This window comes from Agrobacterium sp. ST15.13.013 (assembly GCF_027956525.1).
Lineage (GTDB): Bacteria > Pseudomonadota > Alphaproteobacteria > Rhizobiales > Rhizobiaceae > Agrobacterium > Agrobacterium salinitolerans.
In genome coordinates, this window is the sequence record NZ_JAQKGP010000006.1 from 226196 (window position 1) to 242453 (window position 16258).

A 16258-nucleotide genomic window follows, 5' to 3' on the forward strand; every position below is an offset into this window, starting at 1 on the left:
TCGTCAATTCATAGAGAGCGCAACATTTTGCGCCGCCTGCAGTGCAGCCGAATAGTTGTTTACCAGAAGATCGACCGATGCGGCTGTCGCATCGAACACCGGTGCCGGATAGACACCGAAGAAGATCGTCAGCACGACCAGCGGATAAAGGATGACCTTCTCGCGGGTCGACAGATCGAGCAGGCTCTTCAGGCTTTCCTTTTCCAGCGCACCGAAGATCACGCGGCGATAGAGCCACAGCGCATAAGCGGCCGAGAGGATAACACCGGTGGCGGCAAAGAGTGCGACCAGCGTGTTGGCGCGGAAGACACCGATCAACGTCAGGAATTCACCGATGAAGCCGGACGTGCCGGGCAGACCGACATTGGCCATGGTGAAGATCATGAAGGCCACGGCATATTTCGGCATGTTGTTGACGAGGCCGCCATAGGCCGCGATCTCGCGGGTATGGAGACGGTCATAAACAACGCCGACGCAGAGGAAGAGTGCGCCCGACACGATACCGTGCGACAGCATCTGGAAGATCGCGCCCTGCACGCCCTGAACGTTGGCGGCAAAGATGCCCATGGTCACATAACCCATGTGGGCAACGGAGGAATAGGCGATCAACTTCTTGATGTCGTCCTGCATCATCGCCACCAGCGAGGTGTAGATGATGGCAAGAACCGACAGCGTGAAGACGAAGGGTGCGAAATAGTCCGACGCTAAGGGGAACATCGACAGCGAGAAGCGGATGAAACCGTAACCGCCGAGCTTCAGCATGACGCCGGCCAGAATGACCGAACCCGCGGTCGGAGCCTGAACGTGGGCATCCGGCAGCCAGGTGTGCACCGGCCACATCGGCATCTTGACCGAGAAGGCGGCGAAACAGGCAAGCCACAGCCAGGTCTGCATTCCCGCCGGGAAGCCGTATTTCAGCAGTTCCGTCATATCGGTCGTGCCGGCCTGCCAATACATGGCCATGATGGCGAGCATGGTCAGAACCGAGCCAAGCAGCGTGTAGAGGAAGAACTTGTAGGAGGCGTAAACGCGATCCTTGCCGCCCCACACGCCGATGATGATGAACATCGGGATCAGCGTCGCTTCGAAGAAGACGTAGAAGAGAACGGTATCCAGCGCGACAAAGACGCCGATCATGACGACTTCCAGAAGCAGGAAGGCGATCATGTATTCCTTGATGCGCTTCCCGATCGAATCCCAGCTTGCCAGCACGCAGAACGGCATGAGGAAGGTGGTGAGGATGACGAAGAGCATGGAGATGCCGTCGACGCCCAGATGATAGGCGGCGATGTTGCCGAACCACTGATGCTTTTCGACCATCTGGAAACCGGGGTTCGAATTGTCGAAACCGATCCAGATGAACAGCGACACGATGAAGGTGAAAACGGTCGTCAGCAGCGAGACGTTGAGAATGTTGCGGCGACCATAGGGGCCGTTCTCATTCGTCAGAAGCAAGAGCACCACGCCGACGAGCGGCAGAAAGGTGACCGTTGAAAGAATGGGCCAATCGGTCATCAGAGGGCACTCCCGAGCATCATCCAGGTGACAAGCGCCGCGATGCCGATCAGCATCGCAAAGGCATAGTGATAGAGGTAACCGGATTGCAGGCGGACCATGCGGTTGGTCACGTCAACCACACGCGCTGCAATGCCGTTCGGTCCGTAATGGTCGATGACGGCGACGTCGCCCTTCTTCCACAGGAAGCGGCCGAGCGCCTTTGCGGAACGAACGAAGAGGAAGTCATAGAGTTCGTCGAAATACCACTTGTTCAGAAGGAACTGGTAGAGGCCACGATGGGTCGCTGCCAGACGCTTCGGCGTCTCGGGCGACTTGATGTACATGTACCAGGCGGTCACGAAACCAAGCGTCATTGCGACGAACGGACTCCACTTCACCCACAGCGGAACGTGGTGGAACTCTTCGAGGATCTCGTTTTCCGGAAGTGTGAACAGAGCGCCCTTCCAGAACTCGGCATATTCGTGGCCGAAGAAATAACCTTCGAAGGCAACACCGGCAAAGATCGCGCCGACGGTGAGGATGAAGAGCGGGATCAGCATGACCATCGGCGATTCGTGCACATGGTGCATGACGTCGGCAGAAGCGCGTGGCTTGCCGAAGAAGGTCATGAAGGCCAGACGCCAGGAATAGAAGCTGGTGAACAGCGCGGCGATGACCAGCAGCGTGAAGGCGAAGCCCGACAGAACCGAGTGCGACGCATAAGCGGATTCGATGATGACGTCCTTCGAGAAGAAGCCGGCAAAACCGATCATCGTGCCCGGAATACCAACGCCGGTCAGCGCCAGAGTGCCGACAGTCATGGTCCAGAAGGTGATGGGGATATGCTTGCGCAGGCCGCCCATGTAACGCATGTCCTGCTCGCCATCGACGGCATGGATGACCGAGCCGGCGCACAGGAACAAGAGCGCCTTGAAGAAGGCGTGCGTGAAGAGGTGGAACACGGCAGCGCCATAAGCACCGACGCCGAGCGCCACGAACATGTAACCGAGCTGCGAGCAGGTCGAGTAGGCAATCACGCGCTTGATGTCGTTCTGCACGAGGCCGACGGTTGCCGCAAAGAAGGCGGTGATCGCGCCAATCAGCGTCACGACGGTCAAGGCATCGTGCGACAGTTCGAACAGCGGCGACATGCGAGCGACGAGGAAGACACCGGCGGTGACCATGGTTGCGGCGTGAATGAGGGCAGACACCGGGGTCGGGCCTTCCATCGCGTCCGGAAGCCAGGTGTGCAGCAGGAACTGCGCCGACTTACCCATCGCGCCCATGAAGAGCAGCAGGCAGACGCCGGTCATCGCATTGGCCTTGTCCAGATGCATACCGAACAGGTTGATGACCGTATCAGTGGAAGCAGCACCCTCAGCCGGCAGATAGGTCGCGGCGGCAGCGAAGATCGTTTCGAAATTGATCGAGCCGAACAGCACGAACACGCCGCCAATGCCGAGAATGAAGCCGAAGTCGCCAACGCGGTTGACGATGAAGGCCTTCATCGCAGCGGCAGAAGCGGACGGCTTCTTGAACCAGAAACCGATCAGCAGGTACGACGCCAGACCCACGCCTTCCCAGCCGAAGAACATCTGCAGCAGGTTGTCTGAAGTCACCAGCATCAGCATGGCGAAGGTGAAGAGCGACAGATAGGCGAAGAAGCGCGGACGATGCGGATCGTGATGCATGTATCCGATCGAATAGAGGTGCACGAGCGTCGAGACCGTGTTGACCACGACGAACATGACGGCCGTCAGCGTATCGATGCGGAATGCCCATTCGACATCAATGCCGCCGGACTGGATCCAGCGCAGCACGGTGACCTTGATCACCTCGCCCGGCTCGCCATGGGCGAGCGCGACGGAGAAGAAGACGATCCACGAGAGAATGGCGACCACGATCATCAGACCGGTGGTGACATATTCCGAAGCCTTGGCGCCGATGGAGCGGCCAAACAGGCCGGCGATCAGGAAGCCGATCAGGGGAAGAAAGACGATAGCCTTGTAGATCATAGCCTTATCAGCCCTTCATCATATTGACGTCTTCGACGGCGATCGATCCGCGGTTGCGGTAGAAGACAACGAGTATTGCAAGACCGATGGCCGCTTCGGCGGCCGCAACGGTCAGAATGAACAAAGCGAAGACCTGGCCGACGATATCGTTCAGGAACGCCGAGAACGCCACCATGTTGATGTTGACCGCCAGCAGGATAAGCTCGATCGACATCAGGATGACGATGACGTTCTTCCGGTTGAGGAAGATGCCGAAGACGCCGATCGTGAAGAGGATGGCGCTGACCGTCAGGTAGTGGGAAAGACCGATTTCCATATTCTGTTTCCTTGGATCCGTTCGCCTTCAGATGCCCTGACCCGGCTTGACCTTGACCGTGGTAACGGCGGTCTTCGGGTCGCGGCCAACCTGCGTGGAGATATCCTGCCGCTTGATGTCGGTGCGATGACGCAGGGTCAGCACGATGGCGCCGATCATGGCCACCAGCAGCACGAGACCGGCGAGCTGGAAGAAGTAGACGTAATTGGTATAGAGCACATCGCCGAGTGCGGCCGTATTGGTGCGTTCGGTCACTGGCGGGATGGGCATAGTGATGGACTTTGCCGCAATCGGGTTCAGCATGCTGCCGCCGACCACAACGATCAGTTCCGCAGCCAGGATGACGCCGATCAGCGCGCCGACAGGTGCATATTGCAGCACCCCGGAGCGCAGCTCGGCAAAATCCACGTCCAGCATCATCACGACGAAGAGGAACAGCACCGCCACCGCGCCGACATAAACCACCAGCAGGATCATGCCGAGGAATTCGGCGCCCGTCAGCAGGAACAGCGCGGCCGCGTTGAAGAAGGTCAAAATCAGAAACAGCACCGAATGAACAGGGTTCTTCGATGCGATGACCATGAACGCAGACGCCACGGCGACGAAAGCGAATATATAAAAGAATACAGCGTGCAGACCCATGTTGGTGCCTTCTTGTCCTCATCGGGCAAAGATGGCTCGAAGGCCCCTCACCCGTTTCGTCCCCGCCGGCGAAAACCGCGCAGGCATTTTACTTTTCATCGCTCTCCGGGGTCGCCCCCGGAAAGACGGTTGCACCTTAACGGTAAGGCGCATCCAGTGCGAGGTTGCGTGCGATTTCACGCTCCCAGCGGTCGCCATTGTCGAGAAGCTTCTGCTTGTCGAAATAAAGCTCCTCGCGGGTTTCCGTCGCGAATTCGAAGTTCGGGCCTTCGACGATGGCATCGACCGGGCAGGCTTCCTGGCAGAAACCGCAATAAATGCACTTCACCATGTCGATATCGTAACGCACCGTGCGGCGGGTGCCGTCATTGCGGCGCGGACCGGCTTCGATGGTGATCGCCTGGGCAGGACAGATCGCTTCACACAGCTTGCAGGCGATGCAGCGTTCTTCACCGTTCGGATAACGACGCAACGCGTGTTCACCACGGAAGCGCGGCGAGACCGGACCCTTTTCGAAAGGATAATTGATCGTCGCCTTCTGTTTGAAGAAGTGGCGCATCGTCAGCAGGATCGCGCCGACGAATTCCTTGAGGAACAGCGAGTTGACGGCTTGGGAGAGGCTTGCCATCTCAGTCTCCAGATCTTTGAGCGAGGAGTTCAGACATCAACCGGCCCACCCCGTCAGCTTCAATACGAATGCAACAATAACGACCATGGCGAGCGACAGCGGCAGGAACACCTTCCAGCCAAGACGCATGAGCTGGTCATAACGGTAACGCGGAACGAATGCCTTGGTGAGAGCGATCATGAAGAAGACCATGCAGCCCTTCAGCGCGAACCAGACGATGCCCGGAACCCAGTTCAGGAACCATACATCCACGATCGGCAGCCAGCCGCCCATGAACAAGATCGTCGTCAGGCAGCAGATCAGGACGATCGCAGCATATTCGCCGAGCATGAACATCATGTAGGGCGTGGAGCCGTATTCGACCATGTGACCGGCGACCAGCTCCGACTCCGCTTCCGGAAGGTCGAAGGGCGGACGGTTGGTTTCGGCAAGGCCCGAAATGAAGAACACGATGAACATCGGGAACAGCGACAGCCAGTGCCAGTCGAGGAACGATGGCGGCAGGCCGAGCATCGTACCGAGGCCGGTCTTCTGGGCAAGCACGATGTCCGTCAGGTTCAACGAGCCGACGCAGAGCAGAACGGTGACGATGACGAGGCCGATCGAGACTTCATAGGACACCATCTGCGCAGCAGAACGCAGCGCTCCGAGGAAGGGATATTTCGAGTTCGAAGCCCAGCCGCCCATGATGATGCCGTACACTTCAAGCGACGAAATCGCGAAGATGTAGAGAATGCCGACATTGATATTGGCGACAACCCAGCCATCGGCGAAGGGAATGACCGCGTAGGTGGAAAGCGCCAGCGTCACCGCAACCAGCGGCGCCAGAAGGAAAACGGCCTTATTGGCGCCGGCCGGAATGACCGGTTCCTTCAGGATGAACTTCAACAGGTCGGCGAAAGACTGGAAGAGACCGAAGGGACCAACGACGTTCGGACCACGGCGCAGCTGCACGGCCGCCCAGACCTTACGGTCGGCTAGCAGCAGGAACGCGATGGATACCAGAAGGCAAACGAGAAGCAGCAGGGACTGGCCGACCATGATCAGCGCGGGCCAGACGTAGCTCCAGAAAAACTGTTCCATAAATCCCCTACCCTTACTCTGCCGCAGCCTGGAAATTGTTGCGGGCCAATGCGGAGCACTCGGCCATGACGGCGGATGAGCGCGCAATCGGGTTCGTCAAATAAAAGTCTTTTACCGGCGAGGCAAACGCCGACTTCACGAGCGAGCCGGTTTTACCAGCCAGCGCCTCGATATCGGTAGCCTTGCCGGCAACGATCTCGTCGGTTTCCGCCAGATGCGGATACGCGACATAAAGCTGGCCGCGCAGGGCAGACAGCGAATCGAACGGCAGCTTCTTGCCGAGAACGTCGGACAGCGCACGCAGGATCGCCCAGTCTTCGCGGGCTTCGCCCGGTGCGAAACCGGCGCGGTTGCCCACCTGAACGCGGCCTTCGGTGTTGACCCAGATACCGGATTTTTCGGTATAGGCCGCACCAGGAAGGATGACGTCGGCGTTCATCGCGCCCTGATCGCCATGGCTGCCGATATAGACGGTGAACTTCGCACCCTTGTTCGAGAAGTCGAGTTCATCGGCGCCGAGCAGGAAGAGAACGTCCATGGACGCGACCATGTCGGCAGCAGCAACACCGCCCTCGCCCGGCACGAAACCGATATCGAGACCGCCAACGCGAGCAGCGGCAGTGTGAAGCACTGAGAAACCGTTCCACTCTTCGGTGACAGCGCCGACCGACGTAGCGAGCTTGGCAGCGGCGGCCAGTACGGCAGCGCCATCCGTACGGGACAATGCGCCCTGACCGATGATGATCAGCGGGTTCTTGGCGGACTTCAGCCTGTCAACGAAGCTGTGCGAACCATTGGCCAGATCAGACAGCGTTTCCGCGCCCGAGCCGAGATATTCGTAATTGTAGCGCAGCTCACCGGCTTCACCGATCACACCGATCGGGAAACCGCCACGACGCCAGCGCTTGCGGATGCGGGCGTTGAGCACGGCCGCTTCGAAACGCGGGTTCGCGCCAACGATCAGCAGTGCGTCTGCCTGCTCGATGCCTTCAATGGTGGAATTGAAGATGTAGCTGGCGCGGCCAAGTGACGGATCAAGCGCTGCGCCATCCTGACGGCAATCGACATTGGCCGAACCAAGCGACGCGAGAAGCGACTTCAGCGCGAACATTTCTTCAACGGAAGACAGATCGCCCGCGATCGCGCCGATCTTGGAACCGGATGTCGCAGCCACTGCGTTCTTGATCGCGCCAAAAGCTTCGCCCCAGGTTGCCGGCTGCAAACGGCCGTCCTTGCGGACGTAAGGCCGGTCGAGGCGCTGGGTCTTCAGGCCGTCCCAGATGAAGCGGCTCTTGTCGGAGATCCACTCTTCGTTGATCGCCTCGTTGACACGCGGCATGACACGCATGACTTCGCGCCCACGGGTATCGACGCGGATGGCCGAACCGAGAGCGTCCATCACGTCGACGGTTTCGGTCTTGTTAAGTTCCCACGGACGGGCAGTGAAAGCGAAAGGCTTGGAGGTGAGCGCGCCGACCGGGCAAAGGTCAACGACGTTGCCCTGAAGCTCCGAGGTCATCGCCTGCTCGAGATAGGTGGTGATTTCGGCATCCTCGCCGCGGCCGATGAGGCCGAGTTCGGCAATGCCGGCCACTTCGGTCGTGAAACGGACGCAGCGCGTGCAGTGGATGCAGCGGTTCATCACCGTCTTGACGAGCGGGCCGATATATTTGTCTTCAACCGCGCGCTTGTTTTCCGCGTAGCGCGATCCGGCGATACCGAAGGCCATGGCCTGGTCCTGCAGGTCGCACTCGCCGCCCTGGTCGCAGATCGGGCAATCCAGGGGGTGATTGATCAGCAGGAATTCCATCACACCTTCGCGGGCCTTCTTGACCATCGGCGTGTTGGTGAAAACTTCAGGTAATTCGCCGTTCGGGCCGCCGCGAACGTCGCGCACGCCCATGGCGCAGGAAGCAGCCGGCTTGGGCGGTCCGCCCTTCACCTCGATGAGACACATGCGGCAGTTACCCGCGACCGACAAGCGCTCATGAAAACAAAAGCGCGGAACTTCGGCGCCAGCCTCCTCGCACGCCTGCAACAGCGTGAAATGATCCGGAACCTCGATCTCTTTACCGTCAACCTTGAGCTTTGCCATGGTTCTACTTACGTCCTGTTGCCTGTTCGTCCCATGTCTCACACGGTCCGCAACAAATCCTTAATCACACCCGGCACTCGTGTCGTATGCCAGACGCTTCATGGTGTCGCGAGGCCGGAAATTCCGGCTCCGCTCGAAGCCTTTGATGCTTATTCAGCGGCTTCCAGAACAGCGCCATCATCCATGGCCCTGTAGGTATATTGGTCGATGCGCTTTTCGATTTCCGGACGGAAATTGCGGATCAGCGCCTGTACCGGCCATGCGGCGGCGTCGCCGAGCGCACAGATAGTGTGGCCTTCGATCTGCTTCGTCACTTCGAACAGCATGTCGATTTCGCGCTTCTGCGCGTTGCCCTTGACCATGCGTTCGAGCACGCGCCACATCCAGCCGGTGCCTTCGCGGCACGGCGTGCACTGGCCGCAGCTTTCGTGCTTGAAGAAAGCCGCGATGCGGGCAATCGCCTTGATGACGTCGGTCGACTTGTCCATGACGATCATGCCGCCGGTGCCGAACGAAGACTTCACTTCGCGCATGCCGTCAAAGTCCATGATGGCGTCCTTCATGTCCTCACCGCGCACGATGGGGCAGGATGCGCCGCCCGGGATGACGCCGAGCAGATTGTCCCAACCGCCGCGAATGCCACCGCAATGGTGTTCGATCAGCTCACGGAAGGACAGGCCCAGCGCATCTTCGAAAGTGCACGGACGCTCGACATGGCCTGACACCATGAACAGCTTGGTGCCGACATTGTTCGGACGGCCGATGGACGAGAACCATGCAGCGCCACGACGCAGGATGGTCGGCGCAACGGCGATCGATTCAACGTTGTTGACGGTCGTCGGGCAGCCGTAAAGACCCATATTGGCCGGGAACGGCGGCTTCAGGCGCGGCTGTCCCTTCTTGCCTTCAAGGCTTTCGAGCAGAGCCGTCTCTTCGCCGCAGATATAGGCACCGGCGCCGTGATGGACGTAGATGTCGAAATCCCAGCCGTTCTTGTTGTTCTTGCCAAGCAGGCCGGCATCGTAGCACTCGTCGATTGCCGCCTGAAGCGCTTCACGCTCACGCATATATTCGCCGCGCACGTAGATATAGGCGGTATGCGCGCCCATGGCGAAACCGGCGATCACGCAGCCTTCGATCAGCGTATGCGGATCGTTGCGCAGAATTTCGCGGTCCTTACAGGTGCCGGGTTCGGATTCGTCGGCGTTAACGACGAGATAATGAGGACGGCCGTCATTCTCCTTCGGCATGAAGGACCACTTGAGACCCGTCGGGAAGCCAGCGCCGCCGCGACCGCGAAGGCCGGAAGCCTTCATCTCGTTGATGATCCAGTCACGGCCCTTTTCGATGATCTGCTTGGTGCCGTCCCAGTGGCCGCGCGCAAGCACACCCTTCAGGGACTTGTCCTTGAGGCCGTAGAGATTGGTAAAGATGCGGTCCTGATCTTTTAACATGCTTCACCTCTTACCGCGGCTTCTTGCCGAAGACCCTGATATACTCGGCTTCGCCACCCTTGGCGAGCGCCTCGGCCTGCTTGATCCACTCATCGCGTTCGATGCGGCCCTTGAAATTCAGATAACCGTCGACCCAGTCGCATTCGGCCTTTTTCCAGCCGGCGATCTGCGCATAGGTGAAGATGCCGAGCTCGTGCAGCGTGCCTTCGATCTTCGGACCGACGCCGGAAATGAGCTTCAGGTCGTCGGGCGTTGCGGGCTTTTCGATAGCGGCCGGACGATCCTTGGAATCGAGCGACGGCTTCGCAGATCCCGAAGCTTCCTTTTCGGCGGTCTTTGCATTTGCTTCGGCAGCCTTCGGTGCGGTCGCAGGCGTCTTCAGCTTCGGATCGGTTTCCGGGGCGTCCGTCTTCGGCTTGGCGGCATTGGACGGCGGAACCGACGCGGCGTCCGCAGGCGCTTCGGCCGGCTTGTCGAGGTTGGAACGGTCCGGCTTGATCTCTTCCGTCAGCGTCGTCAGGCCGCCGACCGGGACCGACTGGTGACGGTCGATCTGAGGGCCGGTCTTGACCGTGTCGCCCTTGCCTGCCTCGAACGTGTCGATGATCTCTTCCAGACGCTCGGGCGTCAGGTCCTCATAGGCATCCTTGAAAATGATGACCATTGGCGCGTTGACGCAGGCGCCCTGACATTCCACTTCTTCCCAGGAGAGCGTTCCGCTCTCGTTGGTGTGCAACGGATCGTGGTGGATCTTCTTGCGGCAGACATCCATCAGCGCTTCCGAGCCGCGCAGCATGCAGGGCGTGGTGCCACACACCTGAACGTGGGCGCGCGTGCCAACCGGCTTCAGCTGGAACTGGGTGTAGAAGGTCGCCACTTCGAGAACACGGATATAGGCCATATCCAGCATGTCGGCGATTTTCTCGATGGCGGCGCGGGTAACCCAGCCGTCCTGCTCCTGCGCACGCATGAGCAGCGGGATGACCGCCGATTGCTGGCGTCCCTCGGGATATTTCTTGATCGTCTTTTCAGCCCATGCGGTGTTTTCCGCATTGAAGGCAAAAGCCACGGGCTGGAACTGATCTTCGGCTAGTCGACGAACGGACATACTTCCTCACGCCTTTTCAGTTTAACGTCTCACACCGCGATCTCGCCACCGTGACGAATTCGCAGGCATAAGCCGCCTTGTCTTTTTGCATGAACACGATGAACTTGCTGCCATTGGGAACCGAGGCCTTGATCTCGTATCCCGAAGACAGAAGCTGCTTGATGGTCGAAGAGCCGCCGCTCGACAGCGATACTCCGCCCTCGTCCGTCGCCGTCTGGGCGAGAACGGGAGTAGACATCGCAGCGAGAAAAGCCGGAATGGCCAGCGGCAGACGCATCAGCGGTCGACCTCCCCGAACACGATGTCGAGAGAGCCGAGTACGGCTGTAACGTCGGCAAGCTGATGGCCCTTGCACAGGAAATCCATCGCCTGCAAATGGGCGTAACCCGGCGCGCGGATCTTGCAGCGGTAGGGCTTGTTCGAGCCATCGGCGACAACGTAAACGCCGAATTCGCCCTTCGGCGCTTCGACGGCGGCGTAAACTTCGCCGGCGGGAACGTGATAACCTTCGGTATAGAGCTTGAAGTGATGGATCAGAGCTTCCATCGAACGCTTCATCTCGCCGCGCTTAGGCGGAACCACCTTGCCATCCAGCGAGGAGACCGGGCCGATGCGATGCTTGCCGGAGAGAAGATCGACGCATTGCTTCATGATCTTTACCGATTCGCGCATTTCCTGCATGCGGATCAGGTAACGGTCGTAGCAGTCGCCGTTCTTGCCGACCGGAATGTCGAATTCGAGATCAGAATAGCACTCGTAAGGTTGCGAACGGCGCAGATCCCAGGCAGCGCCGGATCCACGCACCATCACACCCGTGAAGCCCCAGGCAAACGCATCTTCCAGCGATACGACGCCGATATCGACGTTACGCTGCTTGTAGATGCGGTTGTCCGTCAGAAGACCTTCGATATTGTCGAGAACGGTCAGGAACGGATCGCACCACTTGCCGATATCATCAACCAGTTCCGGCGGCAGATCCTGATGCACGCCGCCCGGACGAACGTAAGCCGAGTGCATGCGGGCGCCACAGGCGCGCTCATAGAACACCATCAGCTTTTCGCGTTCTTCAAAGCCCCAGACCGGCGGCGTCATCGCGCCGACGTCCATGGCCTGCGTGGTGACGTTCATGATGTGCGACAGGATGCGGCCGATTTCCGAATAGAGAACGCGGATCAACTGGCCGCGCATTGGAATTTCGAGACCGAGCAGCTTTTCGACGGCGAGCGCGAAAGCGTGTTCCTGGTTCATCGGCGCGACGTAATCGAGACGGTCGAAATAAGGAACGGCCTGCAGATAGGTCTTGGTCTCGATCAGCTTTTCAGTGCCGCGATGCAGCAGACCGATATGCGGATCGACGCGCTCAACGATTTCGCCGTCCAGTTCCAGAACCAGACGCAGCACGCCGTGCGCGGAGGGATGTTCCGGACCGAAATTGATCGTGAAATTGCGGACGTTATGCTCAGTCATTCTAGTGCTCCGCCGAGGTGATCATGGCGATGAATTCGGGGCCGGTCATGTTCTGCGTGGTCTGCGCGAACGAATAGCTCGAGGGCTTCTCATCCGTGAAAATCTGCTGCGCGAATGTGAAGCTGGACGGCTTGTCGAACGCCTGCAGCGAAACGGCAAAATGTTTGCCATCCTTGGAACGCCACAACAGCGTGCTGCCACAATTCTTGCAGAAACAACGCTCACCCCACTCCGACGAAGAATAAACGCCGAGGCTATGCTCGTTTTCAAAGGCGATATCAATGCATTCGACAGCCATAAACGCACCGCCGGACCAGCGGCGGCACATGGAGCAATGGCAGACGCCGAATTCGCGGGCACCGAGCGTGGCTGTGAAGCCGACGGCGCCGCAAAGACATTGTCCATGCTCTGTCGCGGGGGCTTCGCTCATTGCTTGGCCTTTTCGTCACCCGGGAGAACATATTCCGTTCCTTCCCAAGGGGAAAGGAAATCGAAATTGCGGAATTCCTGCTTCAGTTCGACCGGTTCATAAAGAACCCGTTTCAGAACGTCATCGTACCGCACTTCCACAAAGCCGGTAACCGGAAAATCCTTGCGCAGCGGATGGCCTTCGAAACCATAGTCCGTGAGGATGCGGCGCAGGTCCTTATGGCCCTCGAAAGGAATGCCATACATGTCCCAGGCTTCGCGCTCGAACCACTCCGCGCCCATGTAGACGGAGGTCGATGAAGGAACGCCTTCGTCTTCCGCCACCTGCAGCTTGACGCGCACGCGCAGATTCTGGCGCGGCGACAGCAGATGGTAGACGACATCGAAACGCTTTTCGCGCTGCGGCCAGTCAACGCCGCAGATATCGATGATATTGACGAAACCGCACTGCACGTCGTCACGCAGGAAGGTCAAAAGCGCGATCACGCTTTCAGGCGTCGTGTTCAGCGTCAGTTCGCCATAGGCGATATCGGCAGACACCACGAGGGAACCGCGCGCTTCCTTGACGTAAGCAGCAAGATCGTTGAGAGCTTCGCTCATTACTTAATCCGTCCTTTGCCCTTAGCGCTCGATCGTACCGGTACGCCGGATTTTCTTCTGCAGCAGAAGCACGCCGTAAAGCAGCGCCTCCGCCGTGGGGGGACAGCCCGGAACGTAGATATCCACCGGCACGACGCGGTCGCAACCGCGCACCACAGCGTAGGAATAGTGGTAATAACCGCCACCATTGGCGCAGGAGCCCATGGAGATGACGTAACGCGGCTCAGGCATCTGGTCATAGACCTTGCGCAGAGCGGGCGCCATCTTGTTGGTCAGCGTGCCGGCAACGATCATCACGTCCGACTGGCGCGGTGAAGCGCGCGGAGCAACGCCGAAGCGCTCCATGTCGTAACGCGGGCCGGAAGCCTGCATCAGGCCTTCGACGGCGCAGCAGGCAAGACCGAACTGCATCCACATCAGCGAGCCTGTGCGCGCCCAGGTGATCAGCTCGTCGGTCGAAGTCACGAGAAAGCCCTTGTCGGCCAGCTCGTCGTTGATTTCCGTGAAGTAGGCATCGTTGCTGCCAACCGGCTTGCCGGTTGCGGGATCGATGATCCCCTTCGGCTGCGGCGCAACGAGCGTGCTGTTGTTCTGGCTCATGCCCATTCCAGCGCTCCCTTCTTCCACTCATAGATAAAGCCGATGGTGAGGACGAGAAGGAACACCATCATCGACCAGAAACCGAACCAGCCCATCTCGCCGAAAGACACCGCCCAAGGAAACAGGAAGGCGACTTCCAGGTCAAAGATGATGAACAGAATCGAAACCAGATAAAAACGGATATCGAACTTCATGCGGGCGTCGTCGAAGGCGTTAAAACCGCACTCGAAAGCCGAAAGCTTTTCCGGGTCCGGCGCCTTATAGGCGACAGCGAAAGGCGCGATCAGAAGCGCCAGGCCGATTACAAGAGCGATACCGATGAAGATTGCGATCGGAATGTAGGAACTGAGGAGTTCAGTCATGGTCTCTTCCTTGCCCGGCCGGGCGCCGGGCCTGCCTTTGCGACCCAAGTCTCAAAGAACGGACAAATATGTTGCAACGCCAAAGTGGTTAGCGCAGCCGCGCCCTCTCTGCAAGAGTTTAGCCTCCATTTCAAGACACCTGCCGCATTGATTGGCAACAATATTGCCGGAATTGACGCAAATTTGGGCCACAATTCCGGCCTAAGCCACTCAAATACAATAATAATCGATTGAACGACGCAACCGCAAAAAAGTCACACGAATTTTACGTCCGGAAGGCGGCGAAGTGACGATATCGGGAAATCGAAACTTGATAAAAAAAGGCAGGAAAAATCACGACTGGAGAGCCCGGAATCAGACGCCGGAACGGTCAAAAACAGAGACGCGCGACGAGCGCTTTATTTTCTTTTAAGAGACATTTCATGAAGAAGAAATGGCGCGAGTGACGGGGCTCGAACCCGCGACCTCCGGCGTGACAGGCCGGCACTCTAACCGACTGAGCTACACCCGCGCTCCACAGACATTCGCCTGCGTATTTTCCGAGGAACAGGATGGCGCGAGTGACGGGGCTCGAACCCGCGACCTCCGGCGTGACAGGCCGGCACTCTAACCAACTGAGCTACACCCGCTTATCCTGACCGACAGAACCTTGGTTCCGCCGTACGAACCAGCCTCGGCTGTTCGTTGAGCGGCTAACTACGGCGTTCGTGCGGGGGTGTCAAGCAGGTTTCACGACAAAAGAATAAGCTTCTTCATTTTGATCATGAAAAACCGGACGGGCTGTGAACGCGATTGCTGCAAACGCCCTGTTTTGCGGGCTTTTCCCAACGAAAACAAAAAACTTGTCCACAGCCGGCGGCTTCTCCAACGGCATTTCCCCAAGGCCAGAAAGGCGTCGTCGGCTTCTGGTTTTGGCAAAAAGCCCGCAGTTCCAGGCTTTTTACCCCTCCTCTTCGGCGGAGGGAAAAACCTCGCCTAAAAAAAACAAAAAAACTTCACAAAAGCCCTTGCGGTTTTTTTCCGATCCGAATACATCACGGCCACCGACGCGGCGGACATGATCCGCAAGACGCGAAGGGCGATTAGCTCAGTTGGTAGAGCGCCTCGTTTACACCGAGGATGTCGGGAGTTCGAGTCTCTCATCGCCCACCATTTTTCCAGAAGATTTAAATAACAGTTCGTGAATCAACGCGCATCTCGGTTTTTGCGAGCGATTCTGGCGCGGGGAATTATTGCCCCCTGCCCTCAATGCGATCCATGAAGCATCGTCATGATTGCCGACAGGTAGAATCGCTTCTCTTCAGTTGCGCCATGCCAAATCGGAACTGCTGTTCCATATTCCGACAGCTGCCCGCCCCTCCTGTATCACCCCGCAACATACCGGAAAATAAGGAAGATTCAGACTTTCTAAAGAGATTTCAGGCATTGTTTGCGCACCGTTTCATGATGAACGGTTGAACTGATGGATGAAGCCATGTCGATTGACGCGTTTGTAACACTCGCGCTTATTGCGCTGCCTGTTTATATTTTTTTCCGCTGGGTCCAGCAGGATTCGGAAAAACAAGACACTCCCAAAAGTCCAAAGTCCATGGGGCGGTGATCCGTCAGGATCGGTCCGCGACATTTTTAGGGACGACATCTGGACGAAATTTACCAAGATTCGATACTGAGAGAGCGATACCGATGTTACGGCTTGCCTCATGACAGATCGTTCAGGAGTGGCGATAGCCCTGGTGGTTCTCTTCGCCAAATAAAAAGCCGGGCATCGCCCGGCTCAGACCGCTGACAAACCCGTCGATATTTTCGGCGGGTTTTTTCTTTTTCGGGATGATGACGTTTTGTTGTCGTCTTTTGCGGGTGAACGGGAGATAAGATGAGCCTCGTTTCCTCATCCCCAGGCGGGTTTGGGTGCTTTCGTGAGCGCCATCGCTATTTTCTTGATGTTCTGGGCGCTCGCGGCGA

Annotated in this window: 17 protein-coding genes and 3 tRNA genes; 1 reads left to right on the plus strand and 19 read right to left on the minus strand. The window is 58.3% G+C overall.

The genetic code is table 11. The annotated features are described in order from the left end of the window. Nucleotides 1-3: 3 nt before the first annotated feature. The 18 genes from PL597_RS09020 to PL597_RS09105 all read right to left on the minus strand — a co-directional run bounded on the left by PL597_RS09020 (nucleotide 4) and on the right by PL597_RS09105 (nucleotide 15164). Entirely contained in the window at nucleotides 4-1515 is a 1512-nt protein-coding gene (locus PL597_RS09020) for an NADH-quinone oxidoreductase subunit M (RefSeq protein ID WP_271364988.1), read from the minus strand. Further along, nucleotides 1515-3512 (minus strand): NADH-quinone oxidoreductase subunit L, encoded by a 1998-nt coding sequence (gene nuoL / locus PL597_RS09025; RefSeq protein ID WP_077982446.1) that lies wholly within the window; start codon nucleotides 3510-3512, stop codon nucleotides 1515-1517. Before nuoL ends, PL597_RS09020 begins: the two co-directional genes overlap by 1 nt. A 7-nt stretch (nucleotides 3513-3519) precedes the next feature. Then, nucleotides 3520-3828 carry an NADH-quinone oxidoreductase subunit NuoK gene (gene nuoK / locus PL597_RS09030; RefSeq protein WP_003521516.1) on the minus strand — a complete coding sequence of 103 codons (309 nt, stop codon included), beginning with the start codon at nucleotides 3826-3828 and terminating at the stop codon, nucleotides 3520-3522. A gap of 27 nt (nucleotides 3829-3855) precedes the next feature. After that, nucleotides 3856-4470: an NADH-quinone oxidoreductase subunit J gene (locus PL597_RS09035; protein WP_003521517.1), complete on the minus strand. Its 615-nt coding sequence runs from the start codon at nucleotides 4468-4470 to the stop codon at nucleotides 3856-3858. Nucleotides 4471-4606: 136 nt separating this feature from the next. Further along, nucleotides 4607-5098, minus strand: a complete 492-nt coding sequence (gene nuoI / locus PL597_RS09040) for an NADH-quinone oxidoreductase subunit NuoI (RefSeq protein ID WP_077982447.1) — start codon at nucleotides 5096-5098, stop codon at nucleotides 4607-4609. Between the two features lie 36 nt (nucleotides 5099-5134). Further along, nucleotides 5135-6181, minus strand: a complete 1047-nt coding sequence (gene nuoH / locus PL597_RS09045) for an NADH-quinone oxidoreductase subunit NuoH (protein WP_077982448.1) — start codon at nucleotides 6179-6181, stop codon at nucleotides 5135-5137. Between the two features lie 13 nt (nucleotides 6182-6194). Further along, entirely contained in the window at nucleotides 6195-8276 is a 2082-nt protein-coding gene (gene nuoG / locus PL597_RS09050; protein WP_271364989.1) for an NADH-quinone oxidoreductase subunit NuoG, read from the minus strand. Between the two features lie 149 nt (nucleotides 8277-8425). Continuing rightward, complete coding sequence (gene nuoF, locus PL597_RS09055; RefSeq protein WP_077982450.1) at nucleotides 8426-9730, minus strand: NADH-quinone oxidoreductase subunit NuoF; 1305 nt, start codon at nucleotides 9728-9730, stop codon at nucleotides 8426-8428. 10 nt (nucleotides 9731-9740) lie between these two features. Continuing rightward, complete coding sequence (locus PL597_RS09060; RefSeq protein WP_137410192.1) at nucleotides 9741-10838, minus strand: NADH-quinone oxidoreductase subunit E; 1098 nt, start codon at nucleotides 10836-10838, stop codon at nucleotides 9741-9743. 16 nt (nucleotides 10839-10854) lie between these two features. Next, nucleotides 10855-11115, minus strand: a complete 261-nt coding sequence (locus PL597_RS09065) for a hypothetical protein (protein ID WP_142912113.1) — start codon at nucleotides 11113-11115, stop codon at nucleotides 10855-10857. Next, complete coding sequence (locus tag PL597_RS09070) at nucleotides 11115-12305, minus strand: NADH-quinone oxidoreductase subunit D (RefSeq protein ID WP_020012326.1); 1191 nt, start codon at nucleotides 12303-12305, stop codon at nucleotides 11115-11117. Before PL597_RS09070 ends, PL597_RS09065 begins: the two co-directional genes overlap by 1 nt. 1 nt (nucleotide 12306) lies before the next feature. Then, complete coding sequence (locus PL597_RS09075) at nucleotides 12307-12735, minus strand: GFA family protein (RefSeq protein WP_142912112.1); 429 nt, start codon at nucleotides 12733-12735, stop codon at nucleotides 12307-12309. Beyond that, the gene (locus PL597_RS09080; protein WP_003496465.1) at nucleotides 12732-13334 is read right to left on the minus strand and encodes an NADH-quinone oxidoreductase subunit C; all 603 of its coding nucleotides are present in this window, start codon (nucleotides 13332-13334) and stop codon (nucleotides 12732-12734) included. The genes PL597_RS09075 and PL597_RS09080 overlap by 4 nt, the downstream gene beginning before the upstream one ends. 21 nt (nucleotides 13335-13355) lie before the next feature. Continuing rightward, entirely contained in the window at nucleotides 13356-13940 is a 585-nt protein-coding gene (locus PL597_RS09085; protein WP_003512655.1) for a NuoB/complex I 20 kDa subunit family protein, read from the minus strand. After that, nucleotides 13931-14296, minus strand: coding sequence for an NADH-quinone oxidoreductase subunit A (locus PL597_RS09090; RefSeq protein ID WP_003496469.1), 366 nt, complete (start codon nucleotides 14294-14296; stop codon nucleotides 13931-13933). The genes PL597_RS09085 and PL597_RS09090 overlap by 10 nt, the downstream gene beginning before the upstream one ends. 434 nt (nucleotides 14297-14730) lie before the next feature. Then, nucleotides 14731-14807: transfer RNA gene (locus PL597_RS09095), tRNA-Asp, on the minus strand. 41 nt (nucleotides 14808-14848) lie between these two features. Then, nucleotides 14849-14925: transfer RNA gene (locus tag PL597_RS09100), tRNA-Asp, on the minus strand. A gap of 89 nt (nucleotides 14926-15014) precedes the next feature. Continuing rightward, nucleotides 15015-15164, minus strand: a complete 150-nt coding sequence (locus PL597_RS09105; protein ID WP_161596349.1) for a hypothetical protein — start codon at nucleotides 15162-15164, stop codon at nucleotides 15015-15017. A 208-nt stretch (nucleotides 15165-15372) separates the two neighbouring features. Between PL597_RS09105 and PL597_RS09110 the strand changes: the two genes are divergently transcribed. Continuing rightward, nucleotides 15373-15448, plus strand: a tRNA-Val gene (locus PL597_RS09110). 560 nt (nucleotides 15449-16008) lie between these two features. On the opposite strand, the gene PL597_RS09115 is transcribed toward PL597_RS09110, so the two are convergent. After that, on the minus strand, nucleotides 16009-16258 hold a 250-nt coding region (locus tag PL597_RS09115), incomplete at its 5' end, for a hypothetical protein (RefSeq protein WP_271364990.1).

Bases quoted from the DNA above. Each gene is read 5' to 3' on its own strand.
- PL597_RS09020 (WP_271364988.1), bottom strand. From the start codon at position 1,515: ATGACCGATTGGCCCATTCTTTCAACGGTCACCTTTCTGCCGCTCGTC.
- nuoL (WP_077982446.1), bottom strand. From the start codon at position 3,512: ATGATCTACAAGGCTATCGTCTTTCTTCCCCTGATCGGCTTCCTGATC.
- nuoK (WP_003521516.1), bottom strand. From the start codon at position 3,828: ATGGAAATCGGTCTTTCCCACTACCTGACGGTCAGCGCCATCCTCTTC.
- PL597_RS09035 (WP_003521517.1), bottom strand. From the start codon at position 4,470: ATGGGTCTGCACGCTGTATTCTTTTATATATTCGCTTTCGTCGCCGTG.
- nuoI (WP_077982447.1), bottom strand. From the start codon at position 5,098: ATGGCAAGCCTCTCCCAAGCCGTCAACTCGCTGTTCCTCAAGGAATTC.
- nuoH (WP_077982448.1), bottom strand. From the start codon at position 6,181: ATGGAACAGTTTTTCTGGAGCTACGTCTGGCCCGCGCTGATCATGGTC.
- nuoG (WP_271364989.1), bottom strand. From the start codon at position 8,276: ATGGCAAAGCTCAAGGTTGACGGTAAAGAGATCGAGGTTCCGGATCAT.
- nuoF (WP_077982450.1), bottom strand. From the start codon at position 9,730: ATGTTAAAAGATCAGGACCGCATCTTTACCAATCTCTACGGCCTCAAG.
- PL597_RS09060 (WP_137410192.1), bottom strand. From the start codon at position 10,838: ATGTCCGTTCGTCGACTAGCCGAAGATCAGTTCCAGCCCGTGGCTTTT.
- PL597_RS09065 (WP_142912113.1), bottom strand. From the start codon at position 11,115: ATGCGTCTGCCGCTGGCCATTCCGGCTTTTCTCGCTGCGATGTCTACT.
- PL597_RS09070 (WP_020012326.1), bottom strand. From the start codon at position 12,305: ATGACTGAGCATAACGTCCGCAATTTCACGATCAATTTCGGTCCGGAA.
- PL597_RS09075 (WP_142912112.1), bottom strand. From the start codon at position 12,735: ATGAGCGAAGCCCCCGCGACAGAGCATGGACAATGTCTTTGCGGCGCC.
- PL597_RS09080 (WP_003496465.1), bottom strand. From the start codon at position 13,334: ATGAGCGAAGCTCTCAACGATCTTGCTGCTTACGTCAAGGAAGCGCGC.
- PL597_RS09085 (WP_003512655.1), bottom strand. From the start codon at position 13,940: ATGGGCATGAGCCAGAACAACAGCACGCTCGTTGCGCCGCAGCCGAAG.
- PL597_RS09090 (WP_003496469.1), bottom strand. From the start codon at position 14,296: ATGACTGAACTCCTCAGTTCCTACATTCCGATCGCAATCTTCATCGGT.